This is a genomic window from Streptomyces sp. SJL17-4 (genome assembly GCF_036826855.1).
In the GTDB taxonomy this organism is placed as follows: Bacteria; Actinomycetota; Actinomycetes; order Streptomycetales; family Streptomycetaceae; genus Streptomyces.
The window spans coordinates 8,246,528-8,261,779 of record NZ_CP104578.1 but is presented as its reverse complement, the minus strand read 5'-3'; the positions used below and the strand labels follow the sequence as shown (position 1 = coordinate 8,261,779).

The following is a 15,252-nucleotide window of genomic DNA, read 5'->3' as shown; positions in this document are numbered from 1 at the left end:
TGCCTCCGGCGTGACGGGCCGGTGACTCGCTCACGGGGACTGGGTGGCTCGGTGCTCACCCAGGTGTACGGCGAGGGCGGCGATGTCGTCGTCGAGACGTCCTTGGGTATAGCGGAGCAGGTCGCGGTGAAGTGCCGTGAGCAGTTCACGGGGCGGGGTCCGCGGTTGTCGGCGCATCCAGGCTGTCAGCGGAAAGAACTCGCCGTTACGTGCGCGGGCCTCGGCGATCCCATCGGTGTACAGGAGCAGCAGGTCACCGGGGGCGAAGTCACAGGTGTCGACGCTGTAGTGGTCCCCCAGCAGATCGGCCAGGCTCAGCAGTGGTGAGGGGGTCGCGGACTCGATGACACGGACTGTCTTGCGGTTCAGGAGCAGCGGAGGCGGGTGTCCGCAGTTGAGGATGCCGATCCGCCCGCCGTCGAGCGGGATCTCGACGAGAAGCGCGGTGGCGAAGCGCTCCGTCACCCCGTCCGGGGGAAAGGCGCCGTTGTACCGGGTGCAGCTGGCGTCGAGCCTGCGGGCCACGTGGACCAGATCTGTCTCGCTGTACGCGGCCTCGCGGAAGGCGTTGACGATGGCCGCGGCCGCTCCCACCGCCGGCAGGCCTTTGCCGCGTACGTCACCGATGAGCAGTCTGACGCCGTACGGCGTGTCGACCACCTCGTAGAAGTCCCCGCCGATGCGGGCCTCAGCCGCGGCCGCGAGGTACAACGACTCGATCTCGACGTTCCTGAAGTGGCGCGGCATCGGGCCGAGCACGACCTGCTGCGCCGCGTCGGCGACGAGCCGTACCTGAAGGAGGGTGCGCTCCCGCTGCAGTCGCACATGGCTTCCGTACGCGGCCGCGACGGTGACCGCGATGATCCCCGCGCCCGTCCACCATGTTCCCAGGTCGGGGAAGACGAGGCTCAGGCCGATCATCAGCACCAGGCAGATCGTGCCGAGCAGGACCGTGGGCAGGACCGGCCACATGGCGGCGGCCAGGGCCGGTGCGGCAGGCAGGAGGCGGCTGAAAGCCATCTCGGGTGGAGTGGTGTAGGCAAGCCCGGCGATCACGACGGTCAGGATGACCGGCGACAGCCGCACAAGCACCCCCGGGCCGTAGCGCCGGCGAAGCCATAGCGGTCCAAACGTGATCACATCGGACAGAATATCCGCACAGTAGGTGCATAGCGCTTCAGGTGACGTGCACGGCGGCCCGCGAGCGACCGCCCGCGGGGCCCCGGAAACGGGCGGTCACCGGGGATTCTCGTCCCCGAGGGCCGCAGCGAAGAATTCGACTGGGCTGCGGCCCTGTCAGCACGCGGGCCGCCGAGTCCGCCCGCCTGCCGCGGGTGGGAGCAGGCCGTGACGGCTCCCCGCAGAGTCCGCCGTCACGCAGCGCGGGTGGATCGTTCAGGCGCCCTCGTCGAAGCGGCCCGCCTCCACCTGGAGGGCGAGGCTCTGCAGCACCTCGGCGGAGGAGACGTCGGTCCGCCCCTCGTCGTGCGCCATGGCGAGACTGGTGAAGGCCAGGGTGAACCCGGAGACCATGGTGTACAGGGCGGGACCGAGGGCTGTGGCGAGGAGGCGGGCGACCTCCTGGGGAGCGGCGTCGGCCGGCACGCTGATGTGGGGCAGCATCTCGTTCAGCATCTCCGTGACCACGCGCGGGTCGATCTCGGCCGCGGACTCGAACGCGTCCTCGTCCTGACTCTCGTCCTCCACGGCCCGGCGGATCTCCTGAGCCTCCGTCAGGATGCCGATCACTCGCTTCAGAACCTCAGCTCGCTCCATCCCACGGAGCCTAGCCCCACGTGGGCGGGACGGGGCGGCGCAGCGAGCAGTTCGTCGACACCGCCTCAGGCCCTGCGCGCCTCACGCCGTCCGGTCGGTGAAGTAGGTGTCCTGCTGCTCGGCGAAGGCCCGGAGCTCCTCAGGGCCGCGCTCCGCGTACTCCTCGAGCCGTTCGAAGGAGAAGGACTCGGAGAGGGTGCTGTGGATGGGTACGGGAAGGCGCCGACCGGCGCTCGGTGCAGATCCGTCCCACCGAGATCAAGCGCCTGCGGTCCTCGGTGCGAGACTGAGCCCATGTTCGTTCAGTTGCTCACGGCCACCGGTGTGCTCGCTGTCCTGACCGTGGTTCCCGGGCCGGACATGGCGGTGGTGACGAAGCGTGCCATCGCGTCCGGCTGGCGGGACGGTCTGCGCACGGTCGGGGGCATCACGGCGGGGCTGCTCACATGGGGCTCGCTCACCGTGGTAGGTCTGGCCGCCGTCCTGGCGGCGTCCGCCACGGCGTACACGCTCGTCAAGCTCGCCGGTGCCGTCTACCTCGGTTTCCTGGGTGTCCAGGCGCTGCGGCAGAGTCGGCGCGGTCGTTCGACGGCCCCGGAGGCGAGTTCGCCGGTCCCGTCCGGGAATCCGTGGCGTACCGGACTGGTCAGCAACATCTTCAATCCGAAGATCGCCGTCTTCTACACGGGCCTCCTGCCCACGCTCGCTCCGTCCGGCCTCACGCCGCACCTCGGGATGACCGTGCTCGTCCTCGTCCACGCGGCCCTCACCCTCGTCTGGCTCGGCAGCTACGTGCTGGTGCTGGCCAAGGCCCGCGCCTTCTTCGAGAAGCCTGGCGTACGACGGGCCATGGACCGCATCACGGGCGTCGTCCTGATCGGATTCGGGATCAAGGTCGCAACCTCCCAGCCCTGAATCGCCGCCAAGGCCCGGCCTTCCTCCCACACCCCGGCGCCGACAGCACACTCATCCGCTGCCCGCCGCTGGGCTCGATCACGTACCCCAGCCGAGGAGGGCCGTACCGGCGCGGTGGCCGGAGAGACCTCTCCGGCCGACTGCCGCGGATGCGCGGCTGCCCTGTGACGACGAGGCAACCGCCGCACCGTCTGAACCCGGCGGCCCACGCCGCGCGCCGGGCCGCGGCGCGGGGCCGCCGTGCGACCGGACGGCGGCCGTCGTGCGCTGCGCCCCGGGCTCGCATGAATTGCAGCGCCATGGCGACGGGGCGACGCTGAGAACCCACAGCTTGAAGAGGAGCGGTCGTCCATGGGCACACTCGTCGTTGTCGGGGTGGACGGCTCGTCGATGAGTCTCACCGCTGTGGAAGCGGCCGCCGCGGCGGCCGTCCTGCGCGGTGCGCAGCTGCGTGTGGTGCACGCCCAAGTGCCGATCAAGCCCAGATACGTGGTGCCGGACCCGGCTGCCAGGGCACTGGTCCACGAAGCCGCGATCCACGCACGTCGCACGGCTCCCGAGGTCACCGTGACCACGGCGGTGGTGACCGGTGACGTGGTGCACGTGCTGGAGGTCGAGTCGCAGGCCGCGGACCTGATCGTCGTCGGTTCCAGGGGCATGGGCGGCCTCAAGGGCCTGCTGCTCGGATCGACGCCGCTCTCCTTGGCCGCCCGCAGTCACTGCCCGGTGATGACCGTCCGCGAAGTCCACCGGCCATCCGCCGGCGGGGGGCCTGTCGTCCTGGGAATCGACCCCCGTCGTCACCGTTCGCAGGTCGACATGAAGCCTGCCGCACACGTCGCCCCGGCCCTCCGTCGGCCGGTGGGAGGAGAGGCCGCAGCGGGCCGAGGTCGAGGTTGAGGTCCTGCAGTGTTGGCAGGTCGGCGCCGACGCGGGCGCTGACCGCCGACCGGCGGACGAAGGTGGAAGCGGCCCCACGGGCCGCTTCCACCTTCTGTCGGCAGACTTCCGTCTCGGCGACTTTCTGTCGCGCCGGACCGCGCTCTCGACAGCGCTCTCGACCGCGCTTTCGCCGGCGGTGGCCGACGGGTCAGTGCTTGAAAGTGTCCTTGACCTTCTCCGCCGCCTGCTTCGCGTCGCCTTCGATCTGGTCGGCGCGGCCCTTCATCTCCAGGCGCTCATTCCCGACGGCCTTGCCCGTGGTCTCCTTCACCTTGCCCTTGGCGGTCTTCGCCACATTCTTGGCTTTCTTGCCTCCGGCCATTTTCGTCACCTTCTCGCACCGCTGTTTCCACGCCTCCCAGCGAGACGCGTGGTTGCGCCTGCCCGCAACGTAGGTGTTCATGCATGCATGAGAACAAGCATGCTCAGAGCGGGTCAGCGCTTGAAGAAATCCTTTGCCTTCTCCTTGCGCTCACGGCCTTTCCCACGGATCCCCAAAGCGGCCCCCTTGGCCTCCGTGCTTCTTTCCCCGCATATGAGCCGTCTTCTGAACGGCCTTGCCGATGAACTGCTCGGCCTTGGCCTTGGCCTTGGCCTTTTCCTTGGCGCTCATGACGGTCCCTCCTCATACGCTCACCCGCACGCCTACCCTCGGCACCGAGGAGAAACCGGGCCGGGGGCGGCGGCTTCAGGGGAACGTGATCCGGGGTGCGACCACGGTGAAGCGCGCCCCGTCCGGGTCGACGAGGTCGACCCACCGGCTCGTCGGGGACGTACCGACGGGGGCGACGACCGCGCCCCCCAGCGCCTCGGCGGCAGCGATCGTCTCCTCCAGGTCCGTTACGGGGAAGTGGACGTGCCAGCGCGGGCGGATCTCGGGGTCCGGCTCCTGGCCGGCAGTACCGCCGCTGATGCGCGCGACGGTGTCGTGGCCGTGCCGCAGGACGACGTGGTCGTGTTCGAAGGACGCCACGCAGCAGCCGGATTCCTGTCCGGCCCAGTCGAGAACCTCCCCGTAGAAGATCGAGGCGGCGAAAGCGTCGCGTGTGTGCAGTTCCAGCCAGGCCGGGGCCCTGCCACGGCCCACCGACCAGTCCGGGACGACGGCGCCCTCCCAGAACCCGAAGACCGCTCCGGCGGGATCGGCGGCGAGCCCGGCGCGGCCGGTGCCGAAGGCGAGGGGCCCCACGGCCATGGTCGCGCCGCGTTCACAGATCCGGGCGGCGGTGAGGTCGGCGTCCGCGACGGCGAAGTACGTCGTCCACGCCACCGGGAGGTCGAGGCGTTCCGCGAGGGCACCGATCCCCGCGACCGGCGTGCCCTCGTGGAGAGCGACCGCGAAGCCTTCCCCGAGCCCGCTGGCCCGGAAGTCCCACCCGAGGACACCGGCGTAGAAGCGTTGTGCGGCAGCCAGGTCCCGGGTCATCAGACTGACCCAGCACGGGGCGCCCGCGATCTCGTGGCTCGCCGTCGACACAGCCGTCACTCTCGGATCACATATGCGGGGCGGGGACACTTCCACCGTAAACCCGACAAAGGCGTCGGGCCGGGAGACGGGCCGCGGTCGGCCGGGAGACGGGCCGGGATGGGCCAAGAGGGGGAGGGGCCGGCGCCCGACTCACTCCGGCAGTCGCGCGTCGAAGGTGATCTCGGCCGCCGGGCAGATGGTCGCGGACATGTTGGTACGCATCATCCGCAGGGCCGCCTCGGCCAGCTCGGCGTCGATGTGCGCGACCGCGTCGGCCGCCACGACCACGTCGAAGTGCCGGATGTGGGCGTCGAGGGCCGAATACAGCACGCACTGCTCGGTGACCTGCCCGCACAGCACCAGACGCTCGACCTTCAACTGACCCAGCAGATAGGCCAACGGGGTCTCGAAGAAGATCGAGTGCCGCGCCTTGACCACGAAGAGCGAGTTCTCGTCGGGCGCGACGGGCTCCACCAGATCACGGTGCCGGCCGTCCAGGGCGGTTCTCAGGATCTCTCCGTGATGGGAGCGCCACTCACCGAAATTGTCGTTGACGTAGAGGACGGGCGCGTCGTCGGCACGCGCACGTCGCAGCAACGTCTCGATCCCGGGGAGCACCTCGCGGACGGACACCACCAGAGCCTCGGCGTCCTCGTGTGCGTAGGTGTTGAGCATGTCGATCACGATGAGTGCTGCCGTACGAGGCATGGATGCCGCCGCCTCTCGTCACGTCCCGTCGTCTACCGCGCACGCGCTGCCCCGCACGGTCGGGGACCGGCTGTCGATCCCCACGCTACCGGCGGCGGACGCCGTGGCGATTCGCGCCGCCTTGAGCGGTCAGGCGCGGGCACGGGACGCACGGGCGACGCGCTGCCGCTCGTGACGTTCCGTGGCCGGCAAGCGGATCCGTCGGGGTGCTCGCGCCTCGTGCGCCCCACCGCACAAGAGCCCCCGACCGCACACCAGGCGACGAGAAGGAGCATCATGCCGATCAAGATCTCCGACTTCATCCTCCAGCGTCTGCGCGAGTGGGACGTGGAGCATGTCCTGCGCGGGGCCATGCGAGGATCGCTCTCGGGGACGCCGGCGAGCATGGGTCCCGGGGTGCCGTACGCGATCGGGGCGAAGTTCGCCCATCCCGACCGCCCGGCGGTGGCCCTCGTCGGCGACGGCGCCATGCAGATGAACGGCATGGCCGAACTCATCACCGCGGCCAAGTACCACCAGGACCGGCAGGACCCTCGGCTGGTCGTCGCCGTGGTCAACAACCTAGACCTCAACCAGGTCACCTGGGAGATGCGGTCGTTGTCCGGAGCCCCCCCAGTTCCTGCCCTCGCAGTCGCTGCCCGACGTCCCCCACGCGGACGTCGCGCGCTCCATCGGTCTGGACGGCGTACGCGTGGAGAGCCCGGACGCGGCCGCGGCCACAACGGCGAAGCCTGATCGCGCGGGAGCCCGCATGTCGGCCGGGCGCGGGAGCGTCCGGCCTTGGTGGGCATTCACACGGCCTGTCCGGGTAGCCGGATCAAGGGGGCCGATGTGAAGGGAATGCGCGCATGACGTCCTTCGGCTACTTCCTGTCCTGCGAGGAGTTCACCCCGGACCAGCTGCTGCGCCAGGCACATCTGGCGCAGGACGCGGGATTCACGCACCTGGCGATCTCCGACCACTTCCACCCGTGGACCGACACCCAGGGCAACAGCCCCTTCGTGTGGTCGGTGATCGGTGCCCTGTCCCAGACGGTGGACCTGCCCGTCACCACGCTCGTGACCTGTCCCACCGTTCGGATGCACCCCGCGGTGACCGCCCAGGCGGCGGCGACCTCGAGTGTGCTGCTGAAGGGTCGGTTCGCTCTGGGGGTGGGCACCGGTGAGGCTCTCAACGAGCACGTTCTCGGTGACCGATGGCCCGCGTTCGACGAGCGGGCGGACATGCTGGAAGAAGCGGTGGAGGTCATGCGGAAGATGTTCCCGGGCCGCGAGATCAGCCATCGAGGACGTCACTACACGGTCGAGAACGCCCGCCTCTACACCGTTCCCGAGTCGCCGCCGGCGATCCTGGTCTCGGGTTTCGGCAGCAAAGCCGCCGCGCTCGCGGGCCGCATCGGGGACGGCTTCGTCACCATGGGACCCGACGAGGACGCCATCGCGTCGTTCCGTGAGGCAGGTGGGGCCGGCAAGCCCGTCGTCGGCGGCCTGAAGGTCTGCTGGGACCAGGACCGCGAGGCTGCCGTCGACACGGCACACCGCATGTGGCCGACCGAGCACCTGCCCGGCGAACTGAACCAGATCCTTCCCACGCCCGCCCACTTCGAGCAGGCCACGGAGCTCGTCACCCGACAGCAGGTGGCCGACTCCGTACCGTGCGGCCCGGACGTCGAGGAACACGTCGACGCCGTCCGCGCGTACGTGGAGGCGGGATTCGACGAGGTGTACGTCGGCCAGATGGGGCAGGGGCAGGAGGAGTTCTTCACCGCCTACCGCGAGAAGGTCCTCCCCGCCCTGCTCGGCTGAGCGGCGCTCCGCGCCTGCCTCGACAGCGGCGGCGGGACATGGGCCCGAACCGATCCCTCGGCCCCCTCCCCCTCGGCTCTTCGCCCCTTCTGCAACTTTCCGGGAGATGAACGTCATGACCGGACCCACCACCGGCGGAGTCCGGTACGAGCACCGGCACCGGCACCGGCCCGTACCGGCCACCGCGGCGGGGGTGGGCGACGGGCCCGATGGTGATCATCTGGTCGCTGGTCATCCTGTGCGCCCTGTTCTTCCTCGTGTACGCGATCGTTCTCGCCACGGACCGACCCGGCCGCCGCCCGACCCCCGCCCACACCCCCACCCGCACCCGCACCCACACCCGCCCCACCTCAGCGAAAGGAATGGCCATGGCCCGCAACGAGTCCGACCCGACGATCGGCAGCGACGACCCGCGCCCGGACGAAGCCCGGGGTGACGACGTGTACCAGCCCACCCATTCCGACGCGGCCAACCGTCCCTCCGATGACCTCGACCCCGACAACGCGCTGACCACGGATCCCCTCGAAGACATGTCGGTCCCCGGCTACTCCCCGCCCGAGCGCCCCCGGGGCGTCACCCGGCACGGCACCACGCAACGGGAACAGCAGGAGGGCGAAACGCTCGACGAGCGTCTCGCGCAGGAGGTCCCCGACTCCCCGGGACAGCCGCCGCCCGACGACGACGGCATCGGAGACCTCCCCGGCGGCGCCGGAGAGCCTGTCGACCACGAGGCGGGGGCCACCCGGGCCGGACGCCTGGCACCGGTCGACACACCGCGCGGTCACCACGATCGCGCCGTCGCCCGGGACGTCGGTCTGGACGACGGCTCCGCGCCGGCCGAGGAGGCCGCGATGCACGTCGACACGGCGGTGGACGCGAGCGGGGAGCGGTCGGCGTCACCCGAGAGCGAGCCCGAGTAACGGCACCGCACACCGGACCTCACGGCACACCGGACCTCAGGCACCACCGGACCTCAGGCACCTGCGCCAGGCGGACGCACCTACGCCAGCGGGCGGCGCAACGCGCTGCCTCCCCGGTCCCACGCGTCGCGGATGTGGTCGGCCAGCCGGTCCTCCAGGAAGACGGTGGCGGCGGAGCCGAAGGCGATGTCGGCCTCCAGGCCGGGTTCGTCGGCCAGCAGGCCGCCGACCACGTCGTGGCGCACGACCTGTTCGTGGACCGCGTCCGCCTCCACGTGCTCGGCGTAGAAGTGTTCCGCGGCGGGCCCCGCCCCGCACCGGCGCATCGCCCCGGCCAGGCGCCTGGACCCGGGCGACGAGGTGATCTCGACGCACGCGAAATGGCCGACGAGGGCGCCGCGCAGGGCGCGGTGGAGCCCGAAGAGGGACATCAGGTTCACCGTCGCGAGGAGCGGCGCGGGCGCGTGGTCCACGTACCGGCCGTAGGTGGGGTCGAGGCCGAGGTCGGCCATGAGGTCCGCGAAGAGCCTGGCGTGGACGCGGTCGGCGCGGCCGGCGCCGAACTCGTCGTACTCGATGGCGGCCATGGAGGCCTTCGCCCGTCCGCTGAGACGGGGGATCACCCAGACGTGCGGGTCGGCTTCCTTGAGGTGGTACAGGGAGCGCAGGGCCGCGTACTCGCGCAGCTGCCACAGCTTCCCGTCGGTTTCGAGGTGGTGGCTGAGGCTGCCGGACAGGTCCACGGGCTCCACCAGGAGCGGTGCGAAGGCCTCCTCGACCGTCCGCGGCGCCCCGGGCAGCTCGCCGCGCAGGGCGTCGAGGAAGCGGGCTTCCATCTCCCGGCGCAGCCGCAGCAGGTCGGGGTCCCATTCCTGTGCGTCGTCGACTCCCTCGAAGCCTTTGTAGTGCAGTTCGTACAGCAGATAGAGGGCGAGTTGGAGGTCCTCGCCCCACACGTCGGCGCTCGACACGGCCTCGGGCTCGTACTGCGGCGTGCCGCCCGACCGCAGGGCTTCCGTCACGGCCCGGGACAGCTCTCCCCGTCCCTCGGCGAGGCGGGGAGCGGGCGCGGCGGCGAGGGGCGTCGGGCTGGGAGGGGGCATCACGGCTTCCTGTCCTCGGTCGGCGGGGTGGCTCGCGCGCGGCGGCGGTGGCTGGTGTCGCACCAGGGGTAGGTACGGCTGCGACGGCAGGTGCAGAGGGCGACGGCGAAGCGGTCGGACCGGGCGATCGTCCCGTCGTCCAGGACGATCTCGACGGGCCCCTCCACGAGGACCGGCCCCTGGGGGTCCAGGGAGACCCGGCGAGCGGGCGCCCGGCCCGGGGTGTCGTCAGGCGTTCCGGGCACGGATGACCACCAGCTCTTCCCATTGCTCGGCTTCGCTCGCCAGGCCTTGCCGCTCCAGCCAGGCCCGTCGGGAACGCAGCACCGGTCCCCAGGGGACGGAGGCTCGCGCCGTGACGTCGACGGTCAAACCCGCGCGGGTCAGCCGGCCCACGGTCGCCTCGGCTCCGCACATGCCCGAGTGCACCATCAGCAGCACACCGCCCGGACGCAGCAGAACGGGCACGGACGCGCAGATCCGGTCGATCACCAGGCGTCCGTCGGGGCCCGCGTCCCAGGCCCTCTCCGCGCCCCGCGAGGGCTGCCGGGCACCGGGGGCCGGGACGTAGGGAGGGTTCGTCACGACCAGGTCGAACCGCCGCCCCTTCGTGCGGGTCGCGAAGTCGCCGTGCAGGACGCGCAGGGGCAGTCGGCGGACCAGGGCGTTCACTCGTGCTGTCGCCACCGCGGGCCAGGAGACGTCGACCGCTGTCACCGCGGCGCCCCTGCGTGCGGCGTGCAGGGCCAGCGCCCCGGTGCCGGTGCCGATCTCCAGGACGTCCGTGCGGGGTCCGAGCTCTTCGTGGGCGAGTGCCTCGGCGAGCAGGCGTGTGTCCTCCTGTGGCCGGTAGACGCTCGGGAGCGCGACCAGGCCGCCGGGGAGCGTCCCGGTGGGAGGGACCGTGAGGGCCATCGCGTACCTCCGGATTCGGGTGCGGCCGCGCGGGCCGCTTCCATGGGCTACGGGTTGCGACTGCCCCGAGCCGATCACCTCATTCGGGGGAGGGCGGGTTCGACCCGGCGCTGGACGTGTGACCCACGCGCATCTCACCCGTTCACATCACTCCCGCGCGCATCTCACCCGTTCGAGCATCTCCACCTGCCGAGGGGCGAGGCCGATGACAGGGTCGAGTGATTGATGTCCGTCCGAGCGGGCAGCGGCAGGGCGGAGTACGACCGTGTGTCCGTGCGCGCACGCGCACGCGTCCACCGTCACACATCCGGCGGAGACGAAAGGGAGTCGTCATGCCTCGTGGATCGAGCCCGAAGCGGGAACGACAGTACGAACACATCAAGGAGAGCGCGGAGGACCGTGGAGAGAGCACCAAGCGTGCCAAGGAGATCGCCGCACGGACGGTGAACAAGGAGCGGGCGCGTTCCGGCGAGTCGAAGACCGCGAGCAAGTCCTCCACCCAGGACAAGTCGTCGTCGAAGCGGGGCGGGCAGCGTTCTTCGAGCGGTTCGGAAGGCCCCACGTACGACCAGCTGTACGAGGAGGCGAAGCGGCGCAACATCCACGGACGCTCGTCGATGAACAAGTCCGAACTGAAGAAGTCACTCGGTCACTGAGACGAGCGGCGTGTCATGAAGTTCGCGGAGGCGAACGATGACCTTTCCCCTGCCCGACAGTGTCGACGCCCTCAAGGGCATGATCGGCCGAGAGATCACCGCCCTGCGTGCGGCGGTGCGCCGGAACGCGGAGCGCCCGCTCGACGGATCGGGCGGTACGGAGCTGGCGTCGCCGTTGCAGTCCCTGGCCGTGCTCCCGCCGTCCGCGGAGACGGATGGGGCCTCACCGTGCTTGTGCGGCACCCACGAGCCGGGCGGCAGCGGCGTCTGCTCGGTCCTCGCGGCGATCCCGGCCTCAGCCGTACTGCTCGAACCGGTCCAGGACGACACGGGCGCCGTCCTGGACTTCCGCATCGTGGCCGGCAACCGCGTGCGGTCGGCGGAATGGCTGGAGGCCCCGGACCACCAGGTCGGCCAACGGTTCCTGGAGGCGCGGCCGGGCGCGGCGCACTCGGGGCTGCTGGCCGCCCTGGTGGACGTGGTGGACACCGGAAAGCCCTTGGACCGGCTGGTCGTGGACTACACGGAGCAGCGGCTGGGCCGGATCCACCGGGCGCCGCTGCTGTACTCCGCCGCCCGGTGCGGTGAACAGATCCTGGCGACGTGGCAACCCGTACAGAGCCAGGCTGAGCTGCTGACCATCGACGCGCAGTTCGTGGCCTCGATGGGCTGGGGACACTGGGATCTGCTCTCCGGGAAGGTCACCTGGTCGGAGGGGCTCAGTCGCATCTTCCACGCCGATGTGCGCATGCCGTGGACCCTGGAGCAGTTGTGCGACGCGCTGCTGCCGGACGATCTGACGGCGCTCGCGGAGTTCCTCAGCTCGGTGCTTGCGGGCGAGGAGCCCGCCTGGACGCGGATCCGTTTCCTTGTGCTCGGCGAGCTCCGGACGCTCGACCTGCTGGGGCGGCCGGTCACCGGGACGGACGGCAGGGCGTGGGCGCTGAACCTGGTGGCCCGCGACCTCACCCCGCAGATCCGCAGCCGACGGCGGCTGGCCGAGACGGAGCGGGAGTCGGATCAGCTGCGACGGCAGACGGAGGCGGAGCGGAGGATCGCGGACACGTTGCGCGAGGCGATCCTGCCCACGCACTCCGAGGCGTTGGCCGCGGTCGGCCTGACGGTTGCCGCCTCCTACCGGCCGGCCGAGCCCGACGCCGCTGTGGGCGGTGACTGGTACAAGTGCCGGCTGCTGCCGGACGGCCGGGTGCTCGTCGCCATCGGCGACGCGTCGGGACACGGCCTGGACGCCGTCGCACGGATGGCCCAGCAGCGGCACGCGCTGGCGGGGCTGGCGCAGACGGGCGCCTCCGCCGGCGAGATCACGACCTGGCTGAACGAGCTGGTGTGCAGCGATCCGGCGGATCAGACGGCCACCGTGGTGGTCGGTCACCTCGACGAGGACAAGGTCCTGCACTGGGCCGACGCCGGGCATCCCGCACCACTTCTGCTGCGCGAAGGCCGTGCCGAGCCGCTGGGGACCGAGCAGCGCGGGCCGCTCCTCGGAGCCCTGCCGGGTTATGCGTACGAGACCGCGTCGACGCGGCTGCGACCGGGCGATCTGCTGGTGCTCTACACCGACGGCATGGTCGAGCGCCGCGGTGAGGACGTGACCCAGGGGATCGACCGGCTGGCCCAGGCGGTGGCGTCCGCTGCTCCGCCGGAACCGCAAGGGGTGCAAGGGGTGCAGGGGGTGCAAGCGGTGCAAGGGGTGCAGGGGGTGCAGGGGGTGCAGGGGCTCATCGATGCGTTGCTGGCCGATCCCGACGTCGCGGGCCACGAGGACGACGCGTGTGTCCTGGGGATTCGGGTGGACTGAGCGCAGCACCGACGCCGGCGTCCCCGCCCTCGGCCCGGGGTCAGGGCGAGGCAGGGTAGGGAGCGGTCTTGAGGCGTCGGGCGAGGTGGGCGGTGTTGGCCGCCAGGGTCGCGGTCGCGTCCGCGGTGGCCTCCGGGGTCTTGTCGAGGTCCTGGTAGTCCGTCGTGTGCATGGCCTCGCCGACCCAGTAGGTGACGGCGTTCGGGGCGAGGGAGAAGCCGACGTCGTCGAGACCCTGGAAGAGGTCGGCGCTCACCTTGTGCGCCCCCCGCTCCGCGTTCCTGTCTCGCCCCGCGGTGTTCTCCGACCGTGGGGGCGCCGTAGGGGACAAGCGCATAGGTCCCGGTGGGTCGGGCAGTCGCGAGGTGTCGAGCCTGCCGAACCGTCGAGCGTGAGGAGAGGACCATGAGGGCGTTGACCTGGCACGGGCAGCGCGATGTGCGCGTGGACACCGTGCCCGATCCGGTGATCGTCGATCCGACGGATGTGGTCGTACGCGTCACCTCGTCCGGCATCTGCGGCTCCGACCTGCATCTGTACGAGCTGTTCGGCCCGTTCATGGACGCCGGTGACATCCTCGGGCACGAGGCCATGGGGATCGTGGAGGAGGTCGGGCCCGACGTTCGTACGCTCGTGCCGGGCGACCGGGTGGTGGTGCCGTTCAACGTCTCGTGCGGCACGTGCTGGATGTGCGGCCAGGGGCTGCAGTCGCAGTGCGAGACCACGCAGGTGACGGAGTACGGCATGGGGGCGTCGCTGTTCGGCTACACCAAGCTCTACGGTCAGGTTCCCGGCGGCCAGGCCGAGTTCCTCCGGGTGCCCTTCGGTGACACCCTGCCGGTCAAGGTGCCCGACGACGCCCCCGACCAGCGGTACCTCTACCTCTCCGACGTCCTGCCGACCGCCTGGCAGGCCGTCGCCTACGCCGGGGTTCCGCCCGGGGGGAGCGTGACGGTGCTGGGGCTCGGGCCCATCGGTGACATGGCCGCCCGGGTGGCCCTTCACCGGGGCGCGGGCGAGGTCCTCGGCGTGGATCTCGTTCCCGAGAGGCTCGCGCGGGCCCGGGAGCGCGGTGTTCGCGCGCTCGACCTCGCCGAGCTGGGCGACGGGCTCGGGGACCGGATCCGGGACCTCACGGACGGCCGTGGCACGGATGCCGTCATCGAGGCCGTCGGCATGGAGGCTCACGGCGCGCCCCTCACCAAGGCCGCGCAACGGGTCACGGGACTGCTGCCCGACGCCCTCGGCAAGAGGTTGATGACCAGGGCCGGCGTGGACAGCATGTCCGCGTTCGACGCGGCGGTGGACGCGGTGCGCCGCGGCGGCACCATCAGTCTGGTCGGGGTCTATGGCGGCGCCGTCGATCCCGTGCCCCTGCGCAGCCTCTTCGACAAGCAGATCCAGCTCCGGATGGGCCAGGCCAACGTCCGGCGCTGGGTGGACGACATTCTCCCGCTGCTCGACGACGCCGACCCGTTGGGGGTCGACGATTTCGCGACCCACGTCCTCCCCCTGGAGGAGGCACCTCAGGCCTACGAGACCTTCCAGGCCAAGCGGGACGGCATGGTCAAGGTCGTGCTGACCCCGGGCCGTTGACGAGCCGTCGGCCGTTGACGAGCCGTCCGACCGGGCCGCGACAGGCCGGAATCGTCAGCCGCGGTGTCCGCCGGTCTCGAGGACGTCGACGATCGCCGAAGCGAAGGCGTCGAGGTCCCCGGGCCGACGGGAGGTGATGAGGGGATGGCGCCCGGAGGTGTCCACGACGACCTCCCGGTCCAGCCATGTGGCGCCCGCGTTCTCGAGGTCGGAGCGGAGCGACGGGTACGACGTGAGTTCGCGGTCACCGGTCAGCCCGCTGTCCACGAGGATCCAGGGCCCGTGGCAGATGGCGGCGATCGGTTTGCCTGCCTCGGCGAAGGCCGCGAGCAGACGGCGTGCGTCCGTGTCGGTCCGCAACCGGTCGGCGTTCACGGTGCCGCCGGGCACGACCACCGCGGCGAACTCGTCCGCCGTCGCCTTCGCGAGGGTCGTGTCCTGCGGGACGAGAGCGCCTGGCTTGCGGTCCGAGACGAGGGTCTGGACCGCCTCGTCCTTCTTCGCCGCGATGGTGACGCGGGCGCCGGCGTCGCGCAGGGCGGCAGCCGGCTTCATCAACTCGTCCTGCTCCGTGCCGTAGTTCGTCGTGAGGAAGAGTACGTTCTTGCCGTCGAGTGACACGATGTCTC

17 protein-coding genes and 3 pseudogenes are annotated in these 15,252 nt (G+C 71.0%); 9 read left to right on the top strand and 11 right to left on the bottom strand.

Annotation, left to right across the window (positions count from 1 at the left end; translation table 11 throughout):
• Positions 1 to 30: 30 nt before the first annotated feature.
• Entirely contained in the window at positions 31 to 1,086 is a 1,056-nt protein-coding gene (locus N5875_RS37095; RefSeq protein ID WP_318211866.1) for a PP2C family protein-serine/threonine phosphatase, read from the bottom strand.
• Positions 1,087 to 1,395: 309 nt separating this feature from the next.
• The gene (locus tag N5875_RS37090; RefSeq protein WP_338498762.1) at positions 1,396 to 1,776 is read right to left on the bottom strand and encodes a hypothetical protein; all 381 of its coding nucleotides are present in this window, start codon (positions 1,774 to 1,776) and stop codon (positions 1,396 to 1,398) included.
• Between the two features lie 294 nt (positions 1,777 to 2,070).
• Between N5875_RS37090 and N5875_RS37085 the strand changes: the two genes are divergently transcribed.
• The gene (locus N5875_RS37085) at positions 2,071 to 2,691 is read left to right on the top strand and encodes a LysE family translocator (protein ID WP_338498760.1); all 621 of its coding nucleotides are present in this window, start codon (positions 2,071 to 2,073) and stop codon (positions 2,689 to 2,691) included.
• A gap of 351 nt (positions 2,692 to 3,042) precedes the next feature.
• A complete protein-coding gene (locus tag N5875_RS37080) occupies positions 3,043 to 3,591 on the top strand; it encodes a universal stress protein (protein ID WP_338498758.1) in 549 nt (182 codons plus the stop codon).
• Positions 3,592 to 3,781: 190 nt separating this feature from the next.
• On the opposite strand, the gene N5875_RS37075 is transcribed toward N5875_RS37080, so the two are convergent.
• The 4 genes from N5875_RS37075 to N5875_RS37060 all read right to left on the bottom strand — a co-directional run bounded on the left by N5875_RS37075 (position 3,782) and on the right by N5875_RS37060 (position 5,809).
• A complete protein-coding gene (locus tag N5875_RS37075) occupies positions 3,782 to 3,955 on the bottom strand; it encodes a CsbD family protein (protein WP_338499377.1) in 174 nt (57 codons plus the stop codon).
• Between the two features lie 150 nt (positions 3,956 to 4,105).
• Positions 4,106 to 4,246, bottom strand: coding sequence for a hypothetical protein (locus N5875_RS37070; RefSeq protein WP_338498756.1), 141 nt, complete (start codon positions 4,244 to 4,246; stop codon positions 4,106 to 4,108).
• A gap of 75 nt (positions 4,247 to 4,321) precedes the next feature.
• Positions 4,322 to 5,059 (bottom strand): VOC family protein, encoded by a 738-nt coding sequence (locus N5875_RS37065; RefSeq protein ID WP_318211865.1) that lies wholly within the window; start codon positions 5,057 to 5,059, stop codon positions 4,322 to 4,324.
• A 192-nt stretch (positions 5,060 to 5,251) separates the two neighbouring features.
• Positions 5,252 to 5,809 (bottom strand): isochorismatase family cysteine hydrolase, encoded by a 558-nt coding sequence (locus N5875_RS37060; protein WP_318211821.1) that lies wholly within the window; start codon positions 5,807 to 5,809, stop codon positions 5,252 to 5,254.
• Between the two features lie 333 nt (positions 5,810 to 6,142).
• Between N5875_RS37060 and N5875_RS37055 the strand changes: the two are divergent.
• The 4 genes and pseudogenes from N5875_RS37055 to N5875_RS37040 form a co-directional block, all read left to right on the top strand.
• Positions 6,143 to 6,512 (top strand): annotated as a pseudogene (locus N5875_RS37055) (thiamine pyrophosphate-dependent enzyme); the annotation flags it as partial.
• 145 nt (positions 6,513 to 6,657) lie between these two features.
• On the top strand, positions 6,658 to 7,614 hold the full coding sequence (locus tag N5875_RS37050) for a TIGR03557 family F420-dependent LLM class oxidoreductase (RefSeq protein WP_338498753.1): 957 nt from the start codon (positions 6,658 to 6,660) through the stop codon (positions 7,612 to 7,614).
• A 137-nt stretch (positions 7,615 to 7,751) separates the two neighbouring features.
• Positions 7,752 to 7,877: pseudogene (locus tag N5875_RS37045) on the top strand (DUF6480 family protein); the annotation flags it as partial.
• Between the two features lie 99 nt (positions 7,878 to 7,976).
• Entirely contained in the window at positions 7,977 to 8,534 is a 558-nt protein-coding gene (locus N5875_RS37040; RefSeq protein WP_338499376.1) for a DUF5709 domain-containing protein, read from the top strand.
• Between the two features lie 80 nt (positions 8,535 to 8,614).
• On the opposite strand, the gene N5875_RS37035 is transcribed toward N5875_RS37040, so the two are convergent.
• Genes N5875_RS37035 through N5875_RS37025 form a run of 3 tightly spaced genes read right to left on the bottom strand, consistent with a single transcriptional unit; the run spans position 8,615 to position 10,552 of the window.
• The gene (locus N5875_RS37035) at positions 8,615 to 9,637 is read right to left on the bottom strand and encodes an iron-containing redox enzyme family protein (protein ID WP_318211818.1); all 1,023 of its coding nucleotides are present in this window, start codon (positions 9,635 to 9,637) and stop codon (positions 8,615 to 8,617) included.
• A complete protein-coding gene (locus N5875_RS37030) occupies positions 9,637 to 9,882 on the bottom strand; it encodes a CDGSH iron-sulfur domain-containing protein (RefSeq protein ID WP_318211817.1) in 246 nt (81 codons plus the stop codon). The genes N5875_RS37035 and N5875_RS37030 overlap by 1 nt, the downstream gene beginning before the upstream one ends.
• Entirely contained in the window at positions 9,866 to 10,552 is a 687-nt protein-coding gene (locus N5875_RS37025; protein ID WP_318211816.1) for a HemK2/MTQ2 family protein methyltransferase, read from the bottom strand. The genes N5875_RS37030 and N5875_RS37025 overlap by 17 nt, the downstream gene beginning before the upstream one ends.
• Positions 10,553 to 10,884: 332 nt before the next feature.
• On the opposite strand from N5875_RS37025, the gene N5875_RS37020 reads away from it, so the two are divergent.
• Both N5875_RS37020 and N5875_RS37015 read left to right on the top strand, forming a co-directional pair.
• Positions 10,885 to 11,208 carry a plasmid stabilization protein gene (locus N5875_RS37020; RefSeq protein ID WP_318211815.1) on the top strand — a complete coding sequence of 108 codons (324 nt, stop codon included), beginning with the start codon at positions 10,885 to 10,887 and terminating at the stop codon, positions 11,206 to 11,208.
• A gap of 37 nt (positions 11,209 to 11,245) precedes the next feature.
• Positions 11,246 to 13,027, top strand: a complete 1,782-nt coding sequence (locus tag N5875_RS37015) for a PP2C family protein-serine/threonine phosphatase (RefSeq protein WP_338498750.1) — start codon at positions 11,246 to 11,248, stop codon at positions 13,025 to 13,027.
• A 40-nt stretch (positions 13,028 to 13,067) separates the two neighbouring features.
• Here the strand turns inward: N5875_RS37015 and N5875_RS37010 are convergent.
• A pseudogene (locus N5875_RS37010) lies at positions 13,068 to 13,295 on the bottom strand (NADPH-dependent oxidoreductase); the annotation flags it as partial.
• Positions 13,296 to 13,432: 137 nt separating this feature from the next.
• On the opposite strand from N5875_RS37010, the gene N5875_RS37005 reads away from it, so the two are divergent.
• On the top strand, positions 13,433 to 14,623 hold the full coding sequence (locus N5875_RS37005) for a zinc-dependent alcohol dehydrogenase (RefSeq protein WP_318211812.1): 1,191 nt from the start codon (positions 13,433 to 13,435) through the stop codon (positions 14,621 to 14,623).
• 54 nt (positions 14,624 to 14,677) lie between these two features.
• Here N5875_RS37005 and N5875_RS37000 read toward each other — a convergent pair whose 3' ends face one another.
• Positions 14,678 to 15,244 (bottom strand): type 1 glutamine amidotransferase domain-containing protein, encoded by a 567-nt coding sequence (locus N5875_RS37000; protein WP_318211811.1) that lies wholly within the window; start codon positions 15,242 to 15,244, stop codon positions 14,678 to 14,680.
• Between the last annotated feature and the right edge of the window lie 8 nt (positions 15,245 to 15,252).